The following is a 24392-nucleotide window of genomic DNA, read 5'->3' as shown; positions in this document are numbered from 1 at the left end:
CACATCACCACACTCAAACTGGTTCAGCAATCCATTCAGGATGTGATGCGTAAACCCTGTTGCTCAAGGAAGGCTGCTATCCAAAGGCAGCAGCCTAAGGCAATAAAGCTGGAATCAATTCAGCGAAACAGCCCTGATCTGTTGATCGATTTCGAGAACTGTATTGGGATCAAGTCCCAGCGTTTCCTGACCGCCAAGCAATGCATGCATGGCGCTTTCGATCCGGAATTGAATGTCTTGGAGCTGGTCAAGCGTGACTGGTTGATTCGCAGAATCAGTCGCTTTTGTGGTCATGGGAGGGCCTCTCTTTCATGGGTGAAGTTGATGAACAAACGGGGTCGGTTCCGTCCCATGGGGGTCGAGTCCCATGGAACTACCCCGCTTGAATCTTACCTGAGAGGCTCTCCCACCCTTTTTTTGGAGTCATGTTCATGAGCTATCCGTTTCCAACAGCAGCTGACGATGAGTTGTTTTCAAGGTTCGCCATTGAGCCTCGTTCTTACACGGAAGAACAATTGGATTCGGCAGCTCAGGCATGGGATGCATTGCGCATTTCAGGGTTAACCCCGAGCTTGTTTGTTTCTCTGATCGCAGTTTGTGAGGGCTCTTTGGCCGAAGCCACGGTCATGTGGGATGGGCTGCGCTTGCATTTTCAGGATGGTCTCAAGCAATTCCAAGAACGTTCCGGTCGCTATTACATCTCACGCTACTCAACCACGTTCTTGTCTGAACGGTCTTGCAGACGTGCATTTACCGACCTTGCTGACGCTGGTTTGATCATCTTGTGGCCACGATCACGCACGATTGGACAGAAGTTTCGGGTTGACTGGGTTGAGCTGAGCTTGCGGCTGCAAGGGCTCAAAGACAGTCAGTTACCAGGGCTGGACGGTATCGGGGGGAATGATGCCTAAGCTGATGTTTTGGAGAGAGACGGGGGTCGTTAGGGGCAGTCGTCGTCGTGAATCAGGCGACGAACGGGTACGGCTCACGCCGCTGAGTCTTGGACATGGTGCATTTTCAATGGTTCGCAGACATGTCTTGGCTCGGGTACGCCTTTGTGATTCGATGGCAGGCGTGTGGCCACCAGTGGCTTCTGCGACTTCCCCAGCTGTAAGCCACGCAGCTGTCCGACCCCCGTTCTCTCTCCTCCATCTTACCGATTCGATGGAACTGACCGCTCACTGGACAGGTTTGTCGGTTCGCTATCAGTTGGAGGTGAGTGGTGTCTGATTTGAAGTTTTGGAGAGAGACAGGGGGCGTTGGGGGAAATCGTCGTCGTGAATCGGGCGACGAACTGGTGCGACTTTCGCCGCTGAGCCTTGGACATGGTGTTGCTGTTTTCACTTTTCGCTCACATGCCACGACTCGGGTATGCCTTGGTGATTCGATGGCTGACGTGAGGCCACCTGTGGCTTTTACGACTTCCCCAGCTGTAAGCCACGCAGCTGTCCGCCCCCTGTTCTCTCTCCTCCTTCTTATCGATTTGATGGAACTGACCGGAATACACAACTTTGTGTTCCTAAAGGCCTTTAAGGGTAAGGGGCAACGCCCCGACCTTTTGGCAATTTGAAAGTGAGCCGAAATGACAGGCGTAAAAGAGAAATTGTTGCAGCCAGGGACCGAGGGCTTTGTGTTGGCCCAACTCACCGGTCGTCCGGCCTTCATGAACCTGATCCGTTCTCAGCAAGCGTGCCTCAAGCAGATTTTGATTGAGATGGAGCTTTTGGCTGAGTCATCAGTGGTCGACGGAACAAGCATCCGCGCCAGGGTCGAAAACCGCAAGGATGGTGCACGGTTCTTGCGCTGGTATGCCTTTGGCCGCAATCGCAACTGGGAGGACATCCTGCCAGAAATGAAATTGCTGACAGCACCTGTGAAGCGGCACTTTGAATCAGTCAATCGCCGCATGGGTGAACTGAATGTGTTGTCTCTGATGTACCAGCAATCGATCAAGCGGCTGCAGGCGCATCTGAAAAATCGCAAAGCCTCAAATGCTTTGGCTGAGCAATGAAGATTTGAATGTGGGCGGTTTGCCCAAACAGGCAATGCGAGTGGCCGAGTCCATCGCCTGAAATTTTCGGTCAGGGAGTTTTTTTCATGGCAACAGAGAGCATTTTGACGGGCAATCTTTTGGCTGACCCCGCTGTCAAGCAGATCAAAGTCCGTGGTGAAGATCGCGTGATTTGTGAGATGCGGATCATGAGCGATGTTTGGCGCGAAGACCATGAGGGCAACCTGGTTCAGGACCCAGATAAATCCCAGCCAGCACAAATCACTGTTTGGAATGAGCGCCTGGCAGAAGGTTGCGGCAACCTTCTGCGTAAAGGGATGCGAGTGGTCGTGATGGGCCAGTCATACCCGCACATTTATCGCGTGTCCGATGCTGACCGCGCCCAGGGCAAGTCGGATTCTTTCGAGATCCGGGTCGATGCAACAAGCGTTTCTCTGGCACTCAACCGTGTTGAGCAAATCGTCATGAAAGCTAGACGGACTCAAGAGCAGGCTGGCAACTCGGATCAGGCCTAAATAGCGAGGGGCTCCAACGATGAGGCACCAGAACCTCATGGAGCACCACCGTAACGTCAATGAAGAAAGGGATGCGTCATGTCTTCAAAGCGGTATGCCAACCCATTGGACCCTGTGGTGCAACAGGTTCCGTGGGTGATTTTGGGCGACACGATCACGATTGAGATCACCCAATCTGGGCTGATGTTGGTCGACGGGTGTCTGGTGGAAACAAGTCATGCGACGGCTCAAGCGAATGTGAATGAAGTTGCTTTGCGTGAGCAATTGACAGAATTGGCGAATGAGGCTGGGCGCACATGCAGCCAGTCGCATGACTTGTATGTCGAGAATTTTTCAGCTTCTGTGGATGGTCTCACTGCTCGGTTGCCAGAACCTTGGAGTCAACGGGTTTTAGAGATGGCACGGGCATTTGACTACGCCACGGCTCAAGAGAGAGCTGAATCGCAGAATTGGAATGCTGAACATGGATATTGCTCGCACGGCATCGAGCTTGGCTCTTGCCCTGCAGGCTGTGGGTCTGGTCCAGACGATTAAGAGGTCATGGAAATGGTTCAACGACTTCAAACTCTTGGCCTGCCTGCTGAATTGATCAGCTTGGAGGCCCGAATGGTGCTCAAGACACTGGAGCAGCAACCGATGACGATTTCGGGTTTAGAGCGCCATTGGAGGCCCACCTGGAGCATTGAAGAGATACGTGCAATCGTCACTCAGCTTCAGCGTCAAAGCCTTATCAGGTTTACCGCTGAGCGTGTCCTGGAGCGTGGTCACTACGTTGGTCAAGCATGTCTGACGCATCGTGCCCAAGTCAGTTTGAGCACCCTAAAAAGGAGCGCATGAGCATGGTTTTATCCAAATTATCCAAGCATGGCCAATGGGCGATGTTTGGGGCTATTGTGGTTTTTACAGTCACCGTGGCCATCGCCGTGGCGGCACTCTTTTTGTCCGTGGTGTCCAAATGAGCGCGGTTGATCACCCTGTGAAATCACCTGGCTTAGTCTTGACTGATGGCGAGCAAGTAGCCATCGGTGCGATCACCATCAAGATGATGCAGGGATTACTGTTTTCCCACTTCGCAAAGCGCGGTCGTGGTCGACCTCGGAAAAACGCTGAGGTTCCTCGTTTGATTCGCGGATTTAAGTCCATGGTCAACGCCTCAGGCATCCATCTCACTGCCCAGGAAGAAACAGTCATTCTGGAGCAATTACTCAATCAAAGTCTTTTTTAAGGGATTCCAATATGAAAAAAATATCGGCAGTATTTATTGGTTTGTTTGTTGTTTTGAAAAGAATTGCATTTTTAATTTCTGTAATTGCCGCAGGCTACCCAGTGGGGTGGTTTTTGTTAAGCATCAAGAACCGTCCATTTATTCATGAAGTGGATGGATTATCAATTATTCTTGGAATAATTGGGGTTGTTATCATATTGGTAATTATTGGACTCGGAATTGCTGTGATTGAAAAACTTGCACATCTTGGTGGCTGGAAAAAAACGGGCGATGAAAGGAGTATTTTGTGAGAATTTCATCATATAAACCACTAACCATGATAGCTGAGATGAGCGGTTATCAAGAGCTTGCAAAAATCTACTTAACAACAGGAATGATTTCCGAGAATTTTGGATTTGAAAATTCAGAGTATTTTCAATATCTACACTCCTCTGATAAATATAAAGCATACGATTTATACCGGGCGTGTATCGTGTCAAAACACAAATTTGCATTTAGCTGGAATTTAATGGCATTTTTTCCTCCGTTTCATCCAACAATGAATCGTGTATCGAGTTTGCGTAAGCCGGGGGATTTGAGATACCTTTTGAGCTTGGATGGTTTGCCCTCAGGACAAGCATCACTGTCTTATCTCAACCACGCAATGACGCTCTTAAGCCAAGCATTTACCAATTTGCATGAACGTGAAAACATGGATTTTTTAGATTCACTGGGTTTTGTGAATGCCAGCCAACAGTCATAGCATGTCCAATGATCTTGACCGTAGCGTTGCATGTGTGTGCCGCAACGTGGGCATATATTTTCAGAATTCGGGAATTCCATATTCACTGAATCAGGTTATTAATTTCAAAGTTTTTTAAACGAGGTAAACATCAAATGAAACTGAATCAAACCCACATTTTCTTGACTCCGAGTTTTTCTGAGTGGCCCGTCTCTGAAGTCCACCGTCAACCGATTTATACGTTGATTGATGGCATTGTCAAAGTGCTCGAAAGCCTTGGTCTTGAGGGGAGCCAGACGGAGGTTGTAAGTTTCCTCAATATGTTGCCGCAGACCCCGCGTTCCACGCAATTGATGTTGGATGCCAGAGCCTACTTGAAGGCTCGTCAACAAAAAGTTGACGAACTTTCGGAAAAGCAAAAGCAGCTTGTTATGAATTCAGCGGCCCAGAAGTGAGCTGATCCAAGTGATTGAGGTGACTGCTTTGAATCAGTTTGAAAGCAAGCTGAAATTGTTTTTCAGCATCCACTTGATTTATTGAATTTTCTGAAATCCAGTTACTGGCTATTTGCGCTGCTGCAACGTGGAGCATGGCACTGGTGAGTTCTTGAGTTTCAGTAGGTTTCGTTTTCATGGAAGGTCTTTCCTTAAAGTTTGGTTTGTAGGTCGGGTGGTGGGAGCTTGGCTGCGAAACTTCGCGCCCATCACCATCATATCCAACGGAAAGATCTTCCACCCTTATAACTTGTTGATTTCATTGGGGATTTTTATGTTCAGAGACTCTCGTATTTTTGAGACCCCCGATTTAGGGCATTTTTTCCGCTAGGAAGATAATGGAAGTTATCTTCCTAGCGGATTTCAAAATTAATTCCCGCCGACGCGGTCGTCCGGCAGGAAAATCCTGCATTTCAAGATCGAGCGGTCTGTGTCTGCATGACCTGGCTTTCATGCGTGCCGTTTTGCAGGGCATGAATTTAGAGTCCGCTGGGGGCCGGTTTCTGCCCGAGGTGCATTCGGATTTGCGGGTGATTCGGACTTACCTGTGTGACGTGGCACAACAAGCTCAGCTCATATTGCAGGGCCTGGGGCATCACACTCTTGCGGTGACGCTGAAGTCAGCGTTGCTGAAACCGCAAGCACCCGCGAAACCCCGACTGCCTTCTTTGGCAGAGTTTTCCGAAGAGCTGGATGATCCTGATGCTTGGAGCGAGGCTGAGTTACTTGGGTTGTACCGTGATCGTTATGGTCCTGAGATTGACCAGGTAAATGCCTCCCCTGCTTCATCCTGTGTTGATGTAGATGCCTGTCTTCACGGTTTAACTTTGATTCAAACCACTGGCGTTCGACTCCCCTGCTTATCCGATGACATTGAGGCTTGGCTGGGCACTGGACTTGTTCGTCATCTTCGGTCTGTGGGCGTATCAGCGTTGTCGGACTTGACCGCCCTGGTGCGTTTACGGGGCAAGCACTGGTATCGCTTGGTGCCCGGTATCGGCAAAGACCGTGGTGTGAGACTGGTCCAGTGGCTGCAGGACCATGTGAATTTTTTGGAGCCGGTTATGGCCGGTCCAGTTGCGAGTTCTACTACGGCTCTGTCTGGATGGGAGAGCCCTACGGCTGGCGCGCTGCTACGTGCAACTGGGACCAATGCCCTGGGGGCGCAGAGCGATCAGCAAGCCCTGCAGGCATGGATGGGCACGCTGGATTTTCTGTCTCCTCACACTCGTAAAGCGTACTCGCGGGATGTGGCCAGGCTTCTGTTATGGGCACAGAGGGAGCTGAACAAGGGTCTGTCCGATCTGACCGTGGTGGATGCCACCGCGCATGCCAAATTTTTGCAAAACCCGCCTGCGCAATGGTGCAGACCCCGTTCGGCAAATAATCACATGACGATGCGCGGCCCGTTGTCACCAACAAGCACTGCCAGAGCATTCGCCGCAATCGGGCATTTGTATGGTTTTCTGGTCGAGACGCAGTACCTGAAGGCCAATCCATTTTCCAGGGTTCGCACCCCTCATGAAAGAGGCGTGCAAATGGATGTTCAGCGTTGTTTCAGCAATGCCCACTTGGAGCTGATTCAGCAAGTTTTGATGGCGATGCCCAGCGGCCCCCGGCAGCGGCGCATGGTGGCCATTTTTGCTTTACTGGAAAGCACGGGGCTACGCATTGGCGAGATCCCGAGCAGCTGGGCTGCTGTGGTCAAGCCCTTTGATGCAGAGGCAGGCACGGTCACTTGTCTGCGTGTCATTGGCAAGGGCGCTCGTGAGCGACTTTTGCCACTCAAGGAAGAGGTGTTGGAGGCATTGCATGACCATGCGATTGATCAGCTGGGCACCAGTGGACTGCAGCCCAGCGAATGGCCCCTGATTGGCTGCATTGGAGAGCCGGTCAATCCTGATCAAGTCAGCAATGGCGCACTGAGCACAGCCCGATTGAGGATTGTGCTCAAGGACTTTTTTCAGGAGGTGGCCATGGCCTGTCCATCTCCTGATTTAGCTGAGAACTTTCGACGTGCGACACCGCATTTCATGCGACATACCTTTGCGCATCGGGTACTCAATGCCACCCAAGGGGATCTGGCTGTCACACAGCTCCTGCTTGGCCACAAGTCCATTTCCACCACGGGCATCTACGTCAAGGCCGATCTGTCACAGAGGCAGCGAGCCATTGACTTACTGTCTGTTCAAACCCTCAAGGGAGCCCAAACATCATGAGACTTTTTATCTGCGAAAAACCATCTCAGGCAGCCGACATTGCCAAGCACGTGGGTGCTCGTCAATCCGGCAATGGCTGCAGGACGGGTGATGGCGTCACCGTGACCTGGTGCATTGGCCACCTCCTGGAGCAGTCCCCGCCCGAGCACTACAACCCTGAGCTCAAGGTCTGGTCAATGGATCACCTGCCGGTGTTGCCGGCAACTTGGCACATGGATGTCAAACCGAAAACACAATCCCAGTTTCAAGTGGTCAGCAAGCTGCTCAAGAGTGCGTCAGAAGTCGTGATCGCCACCGATGCCGACCGGGAAGGTGAAGTTATTGCCCGGGAGGTCATGCAGCTTTGCGGCTACCGTGGCCCGGTCAAGCGTTTGTGGCTTGGGGCGCTTGATGACGCCTCCATCCGCAAGGCCTTGGCCAAGATGCTGCCAGGCGAAAAGACAAGGCCCTTGTACGACTCTGGTTTAGGTCGGGCTCGCGCTGACTGGTTGGCGGGCATGAACCTCACCATGGCGCTGACCAAGACATTCGGTGCCGGTGGAAAAGGTGGTGTGGTGCATTGCGGCCGCGTGCAGACACCGGTTTTGGGCTTGGTTGTTCGGCGTGAACGAGCCATCAGAAATTTTGTGCCCAAACCCTATTTTGTGCTCAAGACCATTTGGGAGATATCAGGCTCGCCAGTGCCTATGAGCTGGCAAACGCAGGCTGACAAGCTCGACAAAGATGGGCACTGTGTTGATGAAGCCTACATCCGTTCAGTCGCCCAGAAAATCAACGGCAAGATGGGGCGATTGGTTTCAGTTGAGCGTGATGACAAGCACGAGCTTGCTCCCTTGCTCTACTCGCTGGGGTCGCTGCAAAAGGAGGCCTCTGCGCGTTATGGCATGGGTGCGAAGGCTGTTCTGGATCTGGCGCAGGCCTTGTATGAAAAGCACAAGGCCACTACCTACCCCCGAAGCGATTGTGAACACCTGCCAATGAGCATGCTGGCTGAGGCCTCGCAAGTGTGCGAAGCCATCAAGCAAGCCGATCCCAAGATGACCAGCCTGGTGGCCAAAGCCGATCTATCGAAGCCCTCCAGGGCCTTCAATGATCAAAAAATCACGGCCCACCACGCAATCATTCCGACCACAAACACTGCAGTCCGACTGGCTGACATGAGCGCCAACGAGCGGTTGCTGTATGACTTGATTCGTCGTCGCTACCTGGCTCAGTTTTTGGGTGTTTACAAGTACCAAGAAACACGCATACAGGGCAGCTGTGAAAACGAGCTGTTTGCTGCGACTGGACGGGTGCCTTTGGTGCAGGGCTGGAAGCTGGCCTATGTGGATCTGCAAGAAGCTGCAGCAGCGGCCAAAGCAAAAAGCAAAGCCAAATCCACGGACGATGGTGAAGATACACCCAAGGACCAGGCGTTGCCGGATGTGAAAGTGGGCCAGCAGATGATCAATCGCAAGGCGGAAGTGAGTAAGACACAGACGCAGCCCCCCAAGCGTTACACCGAAGGCACTTTGATTGCGGCGATGGAGTCTGTCGACAGGGAGATCGACGATCCACGTCTGAAAAAAGTCATGCAAAACAAGGAGAAAGCGGGGATCGGCACCGATGCAACCCGTGGAGCGACTTTGGACGGTCTTTTTAAGCGGGGGTACTTCGACAAGGCCGGAAAATTCATAGTGCCCACTGATCGTGGTGAACAGCTCATCGAGGTGGTGGAGCAGGCCGTACCTCACATGGTCGACCCGGTGCTCACAGCTTTGTGGGAGGACCATTTGTCCAAGGTGGAGGACGGCTCCTTGCCGTTGGCCACGTTCGAATCTCAGCTGGGCACCTGGCTCAAAGGGCAGATTGAAAAAATCAAGCAGCTGGGGGCCAGTAACCCAAAGCCCTCAGCTCTCCAGGGAGAGCGGTCGAGTGCGGTGGCAAAGAACAGCACGCAAAAGCCCATGGAGGCCTCAAAGACGACACATGCATGCCCATCATGCGGCAAGGCCATGCGACAACGTCAAGGCGCTTCTGGGGCCTTTTGGGGGTGCACGGGATACCCCGATTGCAAAACCACCTTGCCAGATGCTGGAGGCAAGCCTGGAGCCAAAACTTCGCCCGCTCCTCAGGGTGGAGCAAAAGCGCCTGTGATGCAGTCAACCACACCGAAATGCACTGCGTGTGGCAAGCCAACACTGCTCAGGCAAAGCGCACGGGGGCCTTTTTATGGGTGTAGTGGCTATCCTGCGTGCAAAAACATCATGCCTGGCAAACCATGATGTTCGTTTGGGGTCGGATGGGCTTGTTATGGCTGGCAGGCCTGTCGATTGCGGGGCCTGGCTTTGCAAGATGTTTGGTCATGGGCGACTCGATTGCCCAGGGTGCTGGTGCCCATGCGCCCCACTGCAGGGTGATGGCCGAGAAAGGCATCACAACGCAAGACTGGGTGCGTCGATTTGGTGTTTCTGTTGAGCGTGATGCCCACACCTTTGAAGTGGTGTTGATCAGTTTGGGCTCAAACGATGGACGAAACGCAAATGCTGCAAGTTTGCTACAGGCTCGCAATATTGTTGCCCAGGCTAAGACGGTGATTTGGATTGCTCCTGCCCCGAAGTACCCGGCACGCAGCCAAATATTGGGGGTGGCCAGGGAGTTCGGTGATGTGGTCTATGAGCGTCCCGTTGAGCAGATGCAGGACGATGGGGTCCACTTCAATCAGATGGGTTGCAAACGGATGGCAAGCGTGTTGGCCAGATACTGAAGCATCCAACAACCGCAGCTCCACGATTTCAAGTGCTATTGGCTACGCGGCGGCTGGACATTGCCCAGTTAGCCCCGTTCGCTGGGATAATTTTGCGTGTCAGTGTCAGTTTGGTCCTCGATCCATTTCAAAGCCAGCGCCTGGCTATTAAAGGGACCCGCCAATTCGGTACCGCTATTGTCAACGACCCACCAGAGACCATCGGTAATTTGAATAACATTCATTAGCTGGTTTCCTTTTTTATCAGCGGTGAGAACTATGGCATATCTGCAGCAAAAAATCTTGCAGTGTCAGCATCGGTTACGCTGCCAGCCTTCAAGCGAAGTTGCATGTAACAGCAGTGACGCATAAAATGTTGCATGTAACGCCAAGGAGGCCATCATGGAACACGTTAATTCACGAGTTCAAAGGCACCGCGACGCCCTGCGCATGGCCGGGTTGCGACCAGTTCAAATTTGGGTGCCGGATACGCGGCGGCCAGAATTTGCAGAGGAATGCCGCCGCCAGTGCCATCTTGCCGCGCAGGCCGACCTGGTCGACGCTGATATGCAGCACTTCATGGATGAGGCTCTAGCTGACATGGATGGTTGGAATGAATGATGCGTGGTGATTTTGTGACCATCGCTATGCAAGGCGATTTCGGAAAACCTCGGCCAGCCTTGGTCATTCAGGCCGACCAATTCGGCGAACACGCCACAGTTACAGTTCTGCCCGTGTCGAGCACGCTTGTTGCCGCTCCACTCCTGCGCATTACTGTTCAGCCAAGCGACGGGAACGGTTTGCAGAAGCCGTCACAGGTAATGATTGACAAGACTGTGACTGTGAAGTTGGACAAGGTAGGGCCAGCATTCGGTCACATTGACACAGATACGATGGTGGAGATTGAGCGGTGTCTGGCGGTCTTTTTGGGTATTGCCAAGTGATTATTTATTCAGAAATAAGATGACAACAAAAACTATCAAGATAAGCACAACGTAAATGGTACTGGCGTATTGGTAGTATAACTGTCTTAATGCCCAACGAATGGGTTTGGCCATTGCCTGTCTTTCCTCAGCGATCCGTTGTGCGTAAGCACGTTTACAACCCTCTAATTTCGAGCTGGCGTGTTCTTGAGCGTTAAGCACATCTGTTAAATAATCGAGCATTCGATGTTCAACGATATTCTGTTTCCACGTCTCGATTTGAACCAGAGCACTCGCTGATGTGCTGCGAGACCGACCTTCTCGCTGCTCAGGGTCGGTGTAGTCAAATACAAAACCGAACTGCTCATAGAAACGATTACGTCGGGTTTTATTTTTTTCATGGGCTTGGCCAGCAAGCAACTCAATGCTGTTGACTGATGCATCCGGCCACTGTTGCACCCATTGGACAATTTCATTCATGAGGTAAGTTCCGACCCGCTGGCCATACAGTCCCGGTAAATCTAAAAACAAAGCCCCTTTTGACATTGAAGATGACGTTACTGAAACTGAATTGAAACTGCGCGAGTAGCTGCCATCGAACCGACCTCTTCCACTAAGGCCTTGTGAAAATCTGCCGGTAATACGTTGATAAAACAGCCGAATCGACGCCTCATAGATTTCCCCGTCACGAGGGTCACGGCGGTATATTTCCTCCCTCTCGACAACCAGCAAGCCCAACACCTTAGCTTCAGGTTGATTCTTGTCTCTGATTTCAAGTACTAGGATTCGCGGCTTAACGCTTTGCTTCGCACGATTTGTGTTGTTGAAAGAGGGTAAAGCCATCATAATTATTTTAAAAAATTTATCCCTATGGTTTCTTTATTTTAGAAGCTGAAAAAGTCTTGAAAAATAAATGTATAAAAATTTTTCTGCATTTTTATAAATATTAATAATTCATGACTTTTGTCATTTCCTTCATATAAATGCGTCAGCGAATTTTATAGAAAGTTACAGGGAGGGAAGTCAGAAAAAATGATTTGTCATTATCAAAATTAACGCGTATCCCGATACCAGTTGTAGTTGAACTGAAATTAGACAACTGGCCATTGCAGTGGGGATTATTGCCTGCACACTCAAGAGGCAAATCAAGCTCACGTACACCAACCCACTCACGCACCAATCCACCGAACATAAGCCTCTACGCCTTGTAAGCCAAATGCGGATGCGGCTTTGTTTTGCTCGCAGGTCGTGGCCGAGATCGGCCTTCAACCCTTCGCACCAGATTGCCCTTGAGCAGTTCGATGCTCTGGGCGATGCACGTCGCAAGGGCGCTAGGCAGCAACAGCAAACGGGGCAGCATGCGTTGCATCAGGCTGGCCGCGTAGCTGCGGTTGCAGATTCGATCAGTGCGCTCTTGCATGCCACGGGCACAGTAACTGAGCAAAGCGCCCAGGTTGTCGGCCAACACTTTGGCGGCGATATCAATGACACAGGCTTGCTGGCTCAGGCCGCTGACGCTTTCGATTTTCAGGCGGTGCTTAAGGCGTTTGAAGGCTTCTTCGATGCGCCAGCGTTGGTGGTACAGCTGCCCAAAAACCTCAGCAGGAAACGCCCGTGCATCCATGTTGGTGAGCAGCACGCGCACCTTGCCGCTGGAGCTGACACAACGCACCAGTCGCACGCGCGGGGCTTGGCGAATGAACTCGTAATCCTTGGCATCTTCAGTGCTGGGCATGTTCAGGGTGACCATCGCCTCGCTGGTGCCGCTGCGCAAGAACTCGCGCACCGCCTTGAAGCCGCTGTCACTGTCGCAGCGCATACAAAAGCGGATGCTTTGCTGCTGCAACAGGGCGATCAACCAAGCGGCCGGATAGCCCCGGTCAAGCACCAGAACATCATTGGCTTGCAGGTGGTGCAGACTCTCAAAAAGCATCTGACGCTCGCCAGTCTCAGGGCCGTAGAGCTGGGCATGCAGACACAGCTCAGGGCCGGGCAGATACAGGCCAAACAAGCGCTGATCGGGATGTGCCGCAAGGCGCGTTCGGTGACACGCACGGGTGGCGGGCATGAACACAGAGGCGTCTGCGGCCACCACACGCAAGCCATGCCAAAGCGGCATCCAGTCTCTGGCTTGAGCCAGGTCCAGCAATTGAGCATTCAAAGCGGTCAGGGCTGCGGGCTTGAGTTTGTTGCGTGCTTGGGCAAAGGCGCGATCAGAGGCGCCGCGCTGCAGGCCTGGGTGACCGGCCAAGCTGGCGAAAAACGAGTCCAGCATCAGCTGCTGAGATTGAGAGCGTTGGCTGAGCAAAGCGCCCACGAGACAAGGCAGGGGCAGTTTGCGTTGGCGAACAAAGGCGGTGGACTGGGCACCTCGGGCCAAATCTGCAAAGGCGGTGCTGTGTATGAACTGACCCAGCTTGGCAAAGACAGAGGTCAGGTCATCAAGAGGCGATGACCCAAGGGTTAACCCTATATTTTCTTACCATGGTGGTTGTCATGTTGCGGCGAGAGAAAATAAGAAAAACTTCAATTAAATCAATGAGTTGCGTCAATAATTATATCTTAAGTTCGGTGGATTGCCGCCAGACCCTGTGGCCGGACAAGAAACTGCTGCAGGCCAAACTGCATGAGTTTTATCTGGCGAACGTGGGCGAGGGGGACGCGGAATGAGTTTGTACAAGGCTTATCCGGGGTACAAGGATTCTGGTGTGGAGTGGTTGGGCAATATTCCTTGTGATTGGGATTGTGTTCGTCTGAAATTTGCCAGCGAGCTCGCTGGTAAAAAAGTGGCCCCGCGTAACGAAGAAAGATATGTTGGGCTGGAAAACGTTCAATCAAATAGCGGGAAGTTCATTGCCACCGAAGAAGTTACCCCTGAAGGAATATCAAACGTATTTTCAATTGGCGACGTCCTGTTCGGGAAATTAAGGCCGTATCTTGCCAAATCATGGTTGGCCGATTTTTCAGGAATTTGCTCTTCCGAATTCCTGGTTATGACCAGCAGAAAAGTAGATTCCAAGTTTTTGCATTACTTCACGTTGACAGAAGAGTTCATTAAGCAGGTTGACTCTTCTACCTATGGCTCAAAAATGCCACGGGCAAGCTGGGACTTTATTGGTCTTTTGAATGTTCCTATTCCAAGTTTTGAATCGGAAAAAATTGCAGCCTTCCTTGACCACGAAACGGCAAAGATTGATGCCTTGATTGAGAAGCAGCAGCGGCTGATTGACTTGCTCAAGGAAAAGCGGCAAGCCGTCATCAGCCACGCCGTCACCAAAGGCCTCAACCCCAACGCCCCGATGAAAGACTCCGGCGTGGAGTGGCTGGGTGAAGTCCCTGCACATTGGGATGTGCATGCAATCAAGCACATTGTTTCAACACCGATAACCGATGGCCCGCACGAAACGCCCGAGTTTTTTGATGCCGGTATCCCCTTTGTGTCAGCAGAAGCTGTTTCGTCCGGTCAAATTGATTTTGAAAAAATTCGCGCGCATATTTCTGACGCAGACAATCAACGTTTTTCGAAGAAGTACTCGCCAAAAAAATTCGATATTTATATGGTCAAGTCTGGTGCGACAACAGGTGTGACAGCAATTGTCGAGACGGATGATGTCTTCAACATTTGGTCGCCACTCGCTGCCATTAGATGCAATGAGTTGAACTATCCGTATTTTGTTTTGAACTTTATGCGTTCGCGGAATTTTTCTGATGCAATCGCAATCAGTTGGAGCTTCGGAACACAGCAGAACATTGGAATGAAGGTTATCGAGAACCTCCCAATAACCAGACCTCCGCTATCAGAAGCAATCGAAATCGCCAAATATCTGCAAGAAAAAAACGCTAAGTTCGACAAAATCATTCTGCAAGCTCAGGCACAAATTGAGCTCATGCAAGAACGCCGCACCGCCCTGATCTCTGCCGCCGTCACCGGAAAGATCGACGTCCGCGACTGGCAAGCTGCCGCCTGACTGCCTTCACCCACACAGCCAAATCTCAATTCGACCATGAGCGACCAAGCCACCGAACGCATCTTTCAAGACGACATCATTCGCCAGTTGTTGGCCAATGGCTGGTTGCTCGGCTCGCCGGACAAGTACAACCGCGAACTGGCCTTGTACCCCGAGGATGCGCTGGGCTTTGTGCAAGAGACGCAAGACGCGCAGTGGCAAAAGTTTTGCGCCAACCACCCCAAGGATGCAGAGCAGAAGTTTTTGCAACTGCTTGCCGCACAGCTGGGCAAAGCCGACCCGAATGCCACGCACAAGGACAGCCGCACCTTTGGAACTTTGGGCGTGCTGCGCCACGAGCTGCGCGACCGCAATGCCCGCTTGTCGCTGTGCCAGTTCAAGCCAGAGCACGACCTGAACCCGGACACGCTGGCCCGCTATGCCAAAAACCGCCTGCGTGTGGTGCCAGAGCTGGTGTACAGCCCGTGGGCGACGGATGCTCACCTGCTTGAGGCAGGAAACAGTGACGCAAAAAAGGCCAAGGCATGGCGCATTGACCTGGTGCTGTTTGTGAATGGCGTGCCGGTGGCCACGTTGGAGCTGAAGAGTGAATTCAAACAGGCGGTGGACCGCGCCATTCGGCAGTACAAGACCACGCGCCTGCCTGTCGACCCGGTGGCCAAAAAAGCAGAGCCACTGCTGACCTTCAAGCGCGGAGCGCTGGTGCACTTTGCGGTGAGCCAGTATGAGGTGTACATGGCCACCAAACTGGAGGGGGAGGGCACCTACTTTCTGCCCTTTAACAAAGGCACGCACGACGGCGGCGCGGGCAATAGTGTGCCGTACGACATCAACCGCTACGCCACGGATTACCTGTGGAACGAGGTGCTGCTGCCGGACAACCTGCTCAACATCCTTGCCCGCTTTGTGCACTTGCAGATTGAGGACAAGGAAGACTGGGAAGGCCGCAAGTACAAGAAGGAAAGCCTGATCTTCCCGCGCTACCACCAGTGGGACGTGGTGGGCAATCTGCTGGCGGCGGTGCGCATCGAGGGGCCGGGGCATAAGTACCTGATTCAGCACAGCGCGGGCTCGGGCAAGTCCAACTCGATTGCCTGGCTGGCGCATCAGCTCTCGTCGCTGTACAAGTTTGACGGCAAGAAGCAGTTTGACTCGGTCATTGTGGTGACTGACCGCACGGTGCTGGACGCGCAATTGCAAGACACGATCTACCAGTTTGAACACACCGATGGCGTGGTGGGGCGCATCAACAACAAGGAAGGCGATGGCTCTAAGTCAGAGAAACTGGCTGAAGCCTTGGAGTCGGCCCAGCCCATCATCATCGTCACCATCCAGACCTTTCCCCATGTGTTGAAGGCGATTGAAAACAGCGTGAGCCTCAAAGACCGCAGCTACGCCATCATTGCCGACGAGGCGCATTCCTCACAAAGCGGATCGACGGCGCGGCAGCTCAAAGAGGTGCTGATGAAGGAAGCTGGGGACGACACCGAGGAGCTGGACAGCGACGACATCATCGCCGCCACGGTGGCTGCACGCCGTGCATCGGGCAACTTGAGCTACTTTGCCTTTACCGCCACACCCAAGCCCAAGACGCTGGAACTGTTTGGCCGCTTGCCGCGCCCGGACGAGGTGGCGTCCAGCACCAACAAGCCAGAGGCGTTTCATGTGTACAGCATGCGCCAGGCGATTGAGGAGGGCTTCATCCTCGATGTGCTGAAGAACTACACCAACTACAAGGTGGCCTACAAGCTGGCCCTGAAGGTGCAAGACGCTGACTCAGAAGTGGAAAGCAAGCGGGCCAAGGTGAAGCTGAACCAATGGGTGCGCCTGCACGACCACAACATTGCCCAGAAGGTGATGGTGATCGTGGAGCACTTCAAGGACAACGTGATGGGCTTGCTGGGTGGGCAGGCCAAGGCCATGGTGGTCACCAGCTCGCGCAAGGAGGCGGTGCGCTACAAGCAGTGTTTTGACAAGTACATCGCGGACAAGGGCTACCACAAGATTCGCGCCATGGTGGCGTTTTCGGGGGAGGTGGAGTTCACCGACAAAGATCCGAGTGGAGCGGGCCTGATCGGCGAGAAGTTCACCGAAAGCAATATGAACCCGAACCTCAAGGGCCGCGATATGCGCAAGGCTTTTGATTCGGACGACTACCAGGTGATGATCGTCGCCAACAAGTTTCAGACCGGGTTTGACCAGCCCAAGCTGTGCGCCATGTATGTGGACAAGAAGCTAGCCGGGGTGGAGTGTGTGCAAACGCTGTCGCGCCTGAACCGCACCTACCCCAACAAGGCCGAGACGGGCACCTTTGTGCTGGACTTCTTCAATGAGCCGGACGAAATTCTGGAAGCGTTTCAGCCGTATTTCCAGACCGCTGAGCTGCTGGATGTGTCCGACCCGAACCTGATCTTCGCGCTGCAAGACAAGCTGCGTGCCGCCGGCATTTTTACTTGGCAGGAAGTGGAGCAGTTCTGCACCGCGTTTTATGTGAAGAACAAGAGCAATGCGGCGATTGCCAACATCTGCAAGCCAGCGGTGCAACGCTGGCAGCTGCGCTACAAATCGGCGGTGGAGGCTTTCAAGATCGCCAAAGAGATGTTTGAGCGCACGCAGAAAACGGGCGATGCGGTGCTGATTGCGAACGCCGAGAAAAGCCTGAAGGAATGCCAGAAGGAAAAAGACGCGCTCGAAATCTTCAAGAAAGACCTAGGCACCTTTGTGCGCTTTTACGAGTTCATGTCGCAGATCGTGGATTACGACGACACCGATCTTGAAAAGCTCAGCCTGTACGCCCGCAACCTGCGGCCCATGTTGCGCGAAACCTTGCTGGATGAAGACGACATCGACCTGGGCAACGTGCTGCTCAGCCACTACCGCGTGGCCAAGATACGACAGCAGGATTTGGTACTTCAAGAAAATAGCGAGAACCATAAGCTGGTGCCCGGCGAAGGCCTGGGTACGGCCAAGCCGCAGGACAGACAAGAAGAGTTTCTGTCGCAGATCATCAACCGCCTGAACGAGGTGTTTGTGACCGACCAGCTCACCGACAAAGACATGGTGAACTACGCCTACACGATCCGCGACAAGGTGGGCGAGAACATCAAGGTGATGAAGCAGATCGAGAACAACTCGCCCGAGCAGGCCTTGCTGGGTGACTTCTCGAAGGCCATTGACGACGCCATCATGGACAGCAGCGACGCCCACCAAAACCAGATGATGCAGCTACTGGCCGACCCAAACAAAGCTGCTAACTTTGCGCGGATTGTGTTTGATCTGCTGGTGCAGGGGCAGGGTGGGAATCGTTGAAGACAGTGAAGGCTTAACTGGCCTTTGTGGCACAGGGCATAGAGATATTTCATAAGGATTTTCATGGCATCAGTTCGCTCTGAATATCAGCGGTTTCTTACATCACTATCCGGATCTTCTATTTCGGACAATGTGAAGCGCATGGCAAATTTAGTATTTGCTAATCTTGATCATCTCGCGGAAGTCGGCACAGCACGACGTGCGCGTTCTGTGCGACTGGCTCCAATCGCAATAAACCATCTGCTTGCAACCACAGCGGAGATTCAGCAGAGCGTGTTGCCAGGTGGGAACGAGCGACAAATGGGGCGTTTGCATAGCCTTACAGTGGGCCCGTTTCGCGGTTTCATGCGCCAAGAGACCTTTGATCTCAGCCGAGACACAACACTCGTCTACGGGGCCAATGGCACAGGAAAGAGTAGTTTTTGCGAAGCACTGGAAGCAGCGATGCTGGGCTCTATCAGCGAAGCAAAGGTCAAACGAATAGACCATCGCGTGTACTGCAACAACGCTCGCCTTCGCAGTCATACGATGCCAATCTTGACATCACGCACAGGCGATGCATCACCGGCTGTAGTTGCAGCCAATGAAGATGCGTATCGATTCTGCTTCATCGAGAAAAATCGTCTTGATGACTTCGCTCGGATCGCAGCAAGGACTCCCGGGGACCAGCGTCAACTAATTGCCACATTGTTTGGGGTGGATCAGTTCAACGAGTTCGTTCGAGGCTTCAACCCAACCCTTGACGAGAACCTCAACCTTTCGGGGATCAAGAGCCTGACACTCGCAGCACGCCGGACTCAGTTGGCGGCTTCAGAGCAACTTATCAGCTCGTCTGCTGAGAAACTCGCGCAACTGGACCGCGACGAGTCCGCGCTGGCGCAACGCATATGGCCGGGCAAATCATTTGACGAGGTTTCAGATTGGCTATTTGGAAATACACAGACACAGGGGCGCCTACCTTATGTTCAAGGGTTACTCGACGCCGCATCGCCACAGATATTCGGCACTACCCGAATAGAACTCGAGAGTGCACTTGCAGAGACGTATCGTATAGACGCACTTCTGCGAGCAGCAACCAGTCAACTAGCCGCTCGTGCCGGGGATGTTTCGTATACACAGCTTTACACCGCTGTACTGCAATTAAGTGAAGGAGCCACGGCATGTCCTGCTTGTGGAACCGATCTGAGTCAGGTTTCCATCAACCCATTTGACAATGCGCGAGCTGGTTTGGCGCAACTCGCAGAGCTTGCGGCAATCCAGCGCCAAGAACAACAATACCGATTGGCTTTGAACAGCGCGCTGCAAACGTTGCTCGCAACAATGTCTGCGGCCATCCGCGCCATTGCTACCGTCTGTCCAGAAAAACTCAACCTCGCGAATCTGCCGCCGTTACCAGTCGCCGCCGACGGTTTGTGGCTGCAGCCCTGGGTGGATGACAGTCACCGCGCATGGCAGACCTTGTTGGAGCTAGTCAATATCGTTGAGCAACGCGATGTCGAAAGTCAAAAAATTCTGACTCATCGTCAAGAACTTGCAACAGAGCGTGATCGACTCAACGGATATCGTGCCGAGATTGAGCACTGTCGGACCATCCGTGCTACGAGTCAGCAAGCATTGCAGCAAGCTCACGCGGCAGTGGCGCAGTTTGAAGAAGCAAATCGCGAGTTAGTGGCCGAAGTTGCCGCAGAGGCAAATGTTATTGCCCATCACCGAGTGATCAGGGATAGCTACGACGAATTTTTAATGACTTTAAAGCTCTATTTGGATGGATTGCCAGCCCTACTCCTGCAAGGTCTTGGGCAACGCGCTCGAGATCTGTACAACGCGTTTAATCGAGACGATCCACCAGCTGATCTGCTTCACGCTTTATGGCTCCCGCTTGCGGAAAACGGCAAGATCGAGATTGAATTTACCGCAGAACCTGGGGTCCGCTATGACGCGTTGATCATTCTCAGCGAAGGCCATATTAAATGCTTGGGATTGGCCATATTGCTGGCGAAGAACATCGAACAAGGCTGCCCAGTTGTGATCTTCGATGATGTAGTGAACGCCATTGACGATGAACACCGAAATGGTATTTGGCGAACTTTTTTTGAAGAGAATCTGCTTACCGACAAGCAAGTCATCCTGACTTCGCATGCTGAGGAGTTTTTGCACCGAATCCAGCAAGAGTTGGGTGTGCAGCGGGCTCAGCTTATCAAGGTCTATAAGTTCCTTCCTCATGAAGGGGGGCACCACCTATGTGTTGATACCAATCCACCCACCAAAAACTACGTCCTGCTAGCCCAAGCCGCTTTGGCTGCCGAAGAAAAACGGGATGCTCTACGCCATTCGAGGCCAGCCATCGAAAGCGTTACCGATCGTCTGTGGACGTGGCTGGGAAAGCAGGGGGATGGCAGACTGGAACTCAAACTCGGAGGACCAAGAGCAAATTGGGAGCTCAACAACAAGTGCTCCAAGCTGCGTTCCGCTTTGGGGCGCATACCAAATCCACACGCGGCAATGCCCACTGTATTGGCTGCATTTGATGATCTCTTGGGGATCAACGGTAGTTCGATTGAATGGGGCTACCTCAACAGTGGGACACATGATGCTCAGCGTGACAACGAGTTTGATAGGGCAACCGTGCGACGAATTGTCGAGGCGGCAACAGCTCTTGATGCGGGTTTGACCGAATTACAGCGGAGGCGCTGATTTTCTTCTTTCCGCGTTAGATAAGCGCAAACTCTAACTGCAGCATTCAGTTAGGACTTCATCGACATTGGGTTGGTGCCCGAAGGGCGGGCCAGGTTCAAACTACAGGCCGGTATGCTCAGTCAGATACATAGTTCAACTAACAATAAGACCATCTCCAACATGCACGAAATCATCTGCCCCCACTGCAGCAAAGCCTTCAAGATCGACGAGGCGGGATACGCCGACATCCTCAAGCAGGTGCGCGACGGCGACTTTGAAAAGCAGTTGCACGAGCGGCTGGAGCTGGCCGAGCGGGAAAAGCGCGACGCGATTGCTTTGGCCGAGGCCAATGTCACCAATGCGCTGCAAAAAACAGCGGCGGCCAAAGACACGGAGATTCAGGCGCTGAAAGCCCAGCTCGACGCGGGCGAGGTGACGCGCAAGCTGGCGGTGACGGAGGCTTTGAGCACGGTGAGCAAAGAGCGCGATCAGTTGGCCAACGAGCTGAAGACCGAACAGGAGAGGGCGCGCAACAGCAGCCAAGCGGCAGCCCAGTTGGCCGAGGCCAAGTTGGCCCATGCGCTGCAGGCCGAAGCCGCCAAAAAGGACGCCGAAATTCAGGCGCTGCAAGCCAAGCTGGCGGCCACCGAGACAGCGCGTCAATTGGCTGTGAACGAGGCCGTGGGTGTGGTCGCTCGCGAGCGCGATGGCCTCAAAAATGATCTGAGCCTCATCACCGTGAAAAACCAGCTGGAAGAGAAAGCTATCAAGGAGCAATTCGCCTTGCAGCTGCGCGACCGCGATGGCGAGATTGCGCGCCTGCGCGACATGAAGGCGCGGCTGTCGACCAAGATGGTGGGTGAAACCCTGGAGCAGCACTGCGAGATCGAGTTCAACCGCATCCGTGCAGCCGCTTTTCAACGGGCGCATTTTGAGAAAGACAACGACGCCCGCAACGGCAGCAAGGGCGACTACATTTTTCGCGACTCAGACGAGTCGGGTGCCGAGATCGTTTCCATCATGTTTGAGATGAAGAACGAAAGCGACGAAACGGCCACCAAGAAGCGGAACGAAGATTTTCTGAAAGAGCTGGACAAAGACCGCACTGAAAAGGCCTGCGAGTACGCGGTGCTGGTGTCCCTGCTGGAGCCGGAGAGCGAGTTGTACAACAGCGGCATCGTCGATGTGTCGCACCGCTACCCCAAGATGTACGTGGTGCGGCCCCAGTTCTTTGTGCCCCTGATCACGCTGCTGCGCAATGCCGCTTTGAACGCGATGAAGTACAAGTCCGAGCTGGCCCTGGTGCGCTCGCAGAACGTGGACATCACCAAGTTTGAATCCCAGCTGGACGAATTCAAGACGGCGTTTGACCGCAATTGGCGTCTGGCCTCTGAGGGCTTTGAAGAAGCCGTCAAACGCATTGACGAAGCCATCAAGGACCTGGAAAAAACCAAGGAAGCGCTGCACAAGTCAGCCAACAATTTGCGCCTGGCCAACGACAAGGCCGACGACTTGACGATCAAGAAGCTGACGCGCGGCAACCCCACGATGGCGGCCAAGTTTGCAGAGTTGCCGGGGAACATCCCCGACTGAGACGGCGCTCAATGCGCCCTGAGGTAACACCCCTCAGCCCGCTCCACATCCGCTTAAAGCCCGAACCGTTCCCAGTTCGGGCTTTTTTTCTTCAGCGTTGATTACAGCGTTGGGTAATCGGTGTAGCCCTTGGCGCCGGGGGTGTAAAAGGTGCTTTGGTCGGGTACGTTCATGGCCGCACCCGCTTTCACACGGGCAGGGAAGTCGGGGTTGGCGAGGAAGCCGTTGCCAAAGGCGACGGCGTCAAGCTTGCCTTCGGTGGTGGCCGCCTCGGCCTCGGCTGGGGTGTATCCCATGTTGCCAATCAGCACACCTTTGTAGTGGGCGCGTGCAAGGGGCATCACATCGGCTTTTTGCAGGCCAAAAAAGTCTGCCCGCATGATGTGCAAGTAGGCCAAATCAAAGCGGTTGAGTTGCTCGGCCAGGTAGGCTGTCCAGGCAAGCGGGTCGCTGTCTTTCATGTCGTTGTAGCTGTTCAGGGGCGACAGGCGCAGGCCCACCCGGTCGCTGCCGATGGCCGCACACACGGCGGTCAAAACCTCAAACAGGAAGCGTGCGCGTTGTTCCAATGTGCCGCCGTAGCTGTCGCTGCGTTGGTTGGCGCTGTCGCGCAGAAATTGATCAATCAAGTAGCCGTTGGCACCGTGTACTTCCACGCCGTCAAAACCTGCAGCCATGGCGTTTTTGGCGGCCTGCGCAAAGGCTTGCACGATGGTGGCAATTTCGCTTTCCAGCAAGGCGTGGGGTGTGGCTTGGGGCAACATGCCTTGCGCGGTGTGGGCATCGCCCTGGAGCGGCAGTTTGCTGGACGAAACAATCGGAGCCCCGTCATTGTTGGCCGGGTGTGCGGCGCGGCCGGCGTGCCAGATTTGCATGAAGATTTTGCCGCCCTTGGCATGAACAGCGGCAGTGGTTTCTTTCCAGGCTTCGATTTGTGCGGCGTTGTAAATACCGGGTTCGTTGACAAAGGCCGAGGTGTTCTCGGCAATCATGGTGCACTCGGTGATGATCAGACCGGCGCTGGCGCGCTGCGCATAGTACTCGGCCATGAGCGGATTGGGCAGATGCCCTGCACTGGCACGCGCTCGGGTCAGCGGTGCCATGAGCATGCGGTTGGCGAGGGCAACGGAGCCGATTTGAAGAGGGCTAAACAGCATAGGAATTATTTGAATCAAGGTTGAAGATCGGTAAGAAAAATTGCTACCGAGTGGCTAATTGGTGATCAAACAGCCGATTGCAAGGCCAGCGTGTTTCGATGGCGTCGATCTTCAGCGCCTTTGGTTACGCTTGCGCATCTCGCGGGCTTCGTTCGATGCACAAGGGATAACCCTATGATGTTTCCTGATATTTCAGTCATTACTGAAAATTCAAAAGGCGAGGCTAGAATTGCGGTATGACCATTTCAGACCAAATTCCCGCCCTCAACCGCGAGTTCATCGCCCATTTCGGTGAAATGGGCAGCAAGTGGGGCATCAACCGCACCGTGGGTCAGATTTACGCGCTGCTCTATGTGTCGCCGCAGGCCTTGAACGCCGATGAGATTGCCGAGGCGCTGGCGTTCTCGCGCTCCAACGTGAGCATGGGCCTCAAAGAGTTGCAGGCCTGGCGGCTGGTCCGTTTGCGTCACCAAACGGGTGACCGGCGCGAATACTTTGAGGCGCCGGCAGATGTGTGGGAAATCTTTCGGGTGCTGGCCGAGGAGCGTCGCCGCCGTGAAATCGAACCCACCTTGAGCATGCTGAGATCCGCCTTGTTGGAGACGCCCAGCACCGACGCAGAGCGACATGCTCAGCAGCGCATGCGCGAAATGCACGACCTGATCGACCGCCTCATGACCTGGTTTGACGACGTGCAAAAGCTCGCGCCCGAGACCGCCATGCAGCTCATGAGCATGGGCACCACGGTGACCAAAGTGCTCGAATTCAAAGACCGCCTGACCGGTCGCGGTAACAAAGCACCGGTCATCAGCCAGACACGCGACAGCGCTTGACACCCAAAGAAAGCCACCATGGA

26 protein-coding genes are annotated in these 24392 nt (G+C 53.5%); 21 read left to right on the top strand and 5 right to left on the bottom strand.

The features are described 5' to 3' along the window. Positions 1-114: 114 nt before the first annotated feature. Positions 115-294 carry a hypothetical protein gene (locus tag AMM33_RS21745; RefSeq protein ID WP_194945223.1) on the bottom strand — a complete coding sequence of 60 codons (180 nt, stop codon included), beginning with the start codon at positions 292-294 and terminating at the stop codon, positions 115-117. 137 nt (positions 295-431) lie between these two features. Between AMM33_RS21745 and AMM33_RS03900 the strand changes: the two genes are divergently transcribed. The 10 genes from AMM33_RS03900 to AMM33_RS03870 all read left to right on the top strand — a co-directional run bounded on the left by AMM33_RS03900 (position 432) and on the right by AMM33_RS03870 (position 4927). Next, positions 432-911 (top strand): hypothetical protein, encoded by a 480-nt coding sequence (locus tag AMM33_RS03900; RefSeq protein ID WP_194945222.1) that lies wholly within the window; start codon positions 432-434, stop codon positions 909-911. A 722-nt stretch (positions 912-1633) separates the two neighbouring features. Further along, the gene (locus AMM33_RS03895) at positions 1634-2011 is read left to right on the top strand and encodes a hypothetical protein (RefSeq protein ID WP_194945221.1); all 378 of its coding nucleotides are present in this window, start codon (positions 1634-1636) and stop codon (positions 2009-2011) included. An 86-nt stretch (positions 2012-2097) separates the two neighbouring features. Beyond that, entirely contained in the window at positions 2098-2526 is a 429-nt protein-coding gene (locus AMM33_RS03890) for a single-stranded DNA-binding protein (protein WP_194945220.1), read from the top strand. 78 nt (positions 2527-2604) lie between these two features. Continuing rightward, positions 2605-3060, top strand: coding sequence for a hypothetical protein (locus tag AMM33_RS21740; protein WP_194945219.1), 456 nt, complete (start codon positions 2605-2607; stop codon positions 3058-3060). Positions 3061-3066: 6 nt separating this feature from the next. Then, complete coding sequence (locus AMM33_RS03885; RefSeq protein ID WP_194945218.1) at positions 3067-3363, top strand: hypothetical protein; 297 nt, start codon at positions 3067-3069, stop codon at positions 3361-3363. After that, positions 3360-3485, top strand: a complete 126-nt coding sequence (locus AMM33_RS22640) for a hypothetical protein (protein WP_255350667.1) — start codon at positions 3360-3362, stop codon at positions 3483-3485. Before AMM33_RS03885 ends, AMM33_RS22640 begins: the two co-directional genes overlap by 4 nt. Next, positions 3482-3751 (top strand): hypothetical protein, encoded by a 270-nt coding sequence (locus AMM33_RS03880; RefSeq protein ID WP_090138992.1) that lies wholly within the window; start codon positions 3482-3484, stop codon positions 3749-3751. The genes AMM33_RS22640 and AMM33_RS03880 overlap by 4 nt, the downstream gene beginning before the upstream one ends. 11 nt (positions 3752-3762) lie before the next feature. Beyond that, a complete protein-coding gene (locus AMM33_RS03875; protein ID WP_090138990.1) occupies positions 3763-4041 on the top strand; it encodes a hypothetical protein in 279 nt (92 codons plus the stop codon). Then, positions 4038-4493: a hypothetical protein gene (locus AMM33_RS21735; protein WP_194945217.1), complete on the top strand. Its 456-nt coding sequence runs from the start codon at positions 4038-4040 to the stop codon at positions 4491-4493. The genes AMM33_RS03875 and AMM33_RS21735 overlap by 4 nt, the downstream gene beginning before the upstream one ends. A gap of 134 nt (positions 4494-4627) precedes the next feature. Beyond that, a complete protein-coding gene (locus tag AMM33_RS03870; protein ID WP_090138988.1) occupies positions 4628-4927 on the top strand; it encodes a hypothetical protein in 300 nt (99 codons plus the stop codon). Here AMM33_RS03870 and AMM33_RS21730 read toward each other — a convergent pair. After that, entirely contained in the window at positions 4902-5207 is a 306-nt protein-coding gene (locus tag AMM33_RS21730; protein ID WP_228767945.1) for a hypothetical protein, read from the bottom strand. The two genes, AMM33_RS03870 and AMM33_RS21730, sit on opposite strands and share 26 nt — an antisense overlap. Before the next feature lie 211 nt (positions 5208-5418). Here AMM33_RS21730 and AMM33_RS03865 point away from each other — a divergent pair, with 211 nt between their 5' ends. The 5 genes from AMM33_RS03865 (at position 5419) to AMM33_RS03845 (ending at position 10854) form a co-directional block, all read left to right on the top strand. Further along, complete coding sequence (locus tag AMM33_RS03865; RefSeq protein ID WP_194945215.1) at positions 5419-7185, top strand: phage integrase family protein; 1767 nt, start codon at positions 5419-5421, stop codon at positions 7183-7185. Next, positions 7182-9449: a DNA topoisomerase III gene (locus AMM33_RS03860; protein ID WP_090139204.1), complete on the top strand. Its 2268-nt coding sequence runs from the start codon at positions 7182-7184 to the stop codon at positions 9447-9449. Before AMM33_RS03865 ends, AMM33_RS03860 begins: the two co-directional genes overlap by 4 nt. After that, positions 9446-9931 (top strand): SGNH/GDSL hydrolase family protein, encoded by a 486-nt coding sequence (locus tag AMM33_RS03855; protein WP_090138985.1) that lies wholly within the window; start codon positions 9446-9448, stop codon positions 9929-9931. Before AMM33_RS03860 ends, AMM33_RS03855 begins: the two co-directional genes overlap by 4 nt. A 381-nt stretch (positions 9932-10312) precedes the next feature. Continuing rightward, positions 10313-10531, top strand: coding sequence for an antitoxin MazE family protein (locus AMM33_RS03850; protein ID WP_090138983.1), 219 nt, complete (start codon positions 10313-10315; stop codon positions 10529-10531). Continuing rightward, positions 10528-10854, top strand: coding sequence for a type II toxin-antitoxin system PemK/MazF family toxin (locus AMM33_RS03845; protein WP_194945214.1), 327 nt, complete (start codon positions 10528-10530; stop codon positions 10852-10854). The genes AMM33_RS03850 and AMM33_RS03845 overlap by 4 nt, the downstream gene beginning before the upstream one ends. Here the strand turns inward: AMM33_RS03845 and AMM33_RS03840 are convergent, their stop codons facing one another. Beyond that, on the bottom strand, positions 10855-11679 hold the full coding sequence (locus tag AMM33_RS03840) for a hypothetical protein (protein ID WP_228767944.1): 825 nt from the start codon (positions 11677-11679) through the stop codon (positions 10855-10857). A gap of 352 nt (positions 11680-12031) precedes the next feature. Beyond that, on the bottom strand, positions 12032-13237 hold the full coding sequence (locus AMM33_RS03835; RefSeq protein ID WP_255350670.1) for an IS4 family transposase: 1206 nt from the start codon (positions 13235-13237) through the stop codon (positions 12032-12034). A gap of 47 nt (positions 13238-13284) precedes the next feature. Here AMM33_RS03835 and AMM33_RS03830 point away from each other — a divergent pair, with 47 nt between their 5' ends. From AMM33_RS03830 to AMM33_RS03810, 5 genes are all read left to right on the top strand, one after another. Then, on the top strand, positions 13285-13503 hold the full coding sequence (locus AMM33_RS03830) for a hypothetical protein (RefSeq protein WP_194945213.1): 219 nt from the start codon (positions 13285-13287) through the stop codon (positions 13501-13503). Further along, on the top strand, positions 13500-14801 hold the full coding sequence (locus tag AMM33_RS03825) for a restriction endonuclease subunit S (RefSeq protein ID WP_090138979.1): 1302 nt from the start codon (positions 13500-13502) through the stop codon (positions 14799-14801). Before AMM33_RS03830 ends, AMM33_RS03825 begins: the two co-directional genes overlap by 4 nt. 36 nt (positions 14802-14837) lie before the next feature. Then, a complete protein-coding gene (locus AMM33_RS03820; protein WP_090138977.1) occupies positions 14838-18110 on the top strand; it encodes a type I restriction endonuclease subunit R in 3273 nt (1090 codons plus the stop codon). 63 nt (positions 18111-18173) lie between these two features. Next, entirely contained in the window at positions 18174-20804 is a 2631-nt protein-coding gene (locus AMM33_RS03815; protein ID WP_090138975.1) for an AAA family ATPase, read from the top strand. Positions 20805-20966: 162 nt separating this feature from the next. After that, positions 20967-22379, top strand: a complete 1413-nt coding sequence (locus tag AMM33_RS03810; RefSeq protein ID WP_090138973.1) for a DUF2130 domain-containing protein — start codon at positions 20967-20969, stop codon at positions 22377-22379. Between the two features lie 101 nt (positions 22380-22480). On the opposite strand, the gene AMM33_RS03805 is transcribed toward AMM33_RS03810, so the two are convergent. After that, entirely contained in the window at positions 22481-23536 is a 1056-nt protein-coding gene (locus AMM33_RS03805; protein ID WP_090138970.1) for an alkene reductase, read from the bottom strand. Positions 23537-23772: 236 nt separating this feature from the next. Here AMM33_RS03805 and AMM33_RS03800 point away from each other — a divergent pair, with 236 nt between their 5' ends. Next, a complete protein-coding gene (locus tag AMM33_RS03800; RefSeq protein ID WP_090138969.1) occupies positions 23773-24369 on the top strand; it encodes a GbsR/MarR family transcriptional regulator in 597 nt (198 codons plus the stop codon). Positions 24370-24392 lie beyond the last annotated feature (23 nt).

Origin of the sequence: Limnohabitans sp. DM1, assembly GCF_001269385.1 — a bacterium.
Classification (GTDB): Bacteria; Pseudomonadota; Gammaproteobacteria; order Burkholderiales; family Burkholderiaceae_C; genus Limnohabitans_A.
Note: the sequence above shows the minus strand (reverse complement) of the source record. Positions and strands in the feature narration are given on the sequence as shown.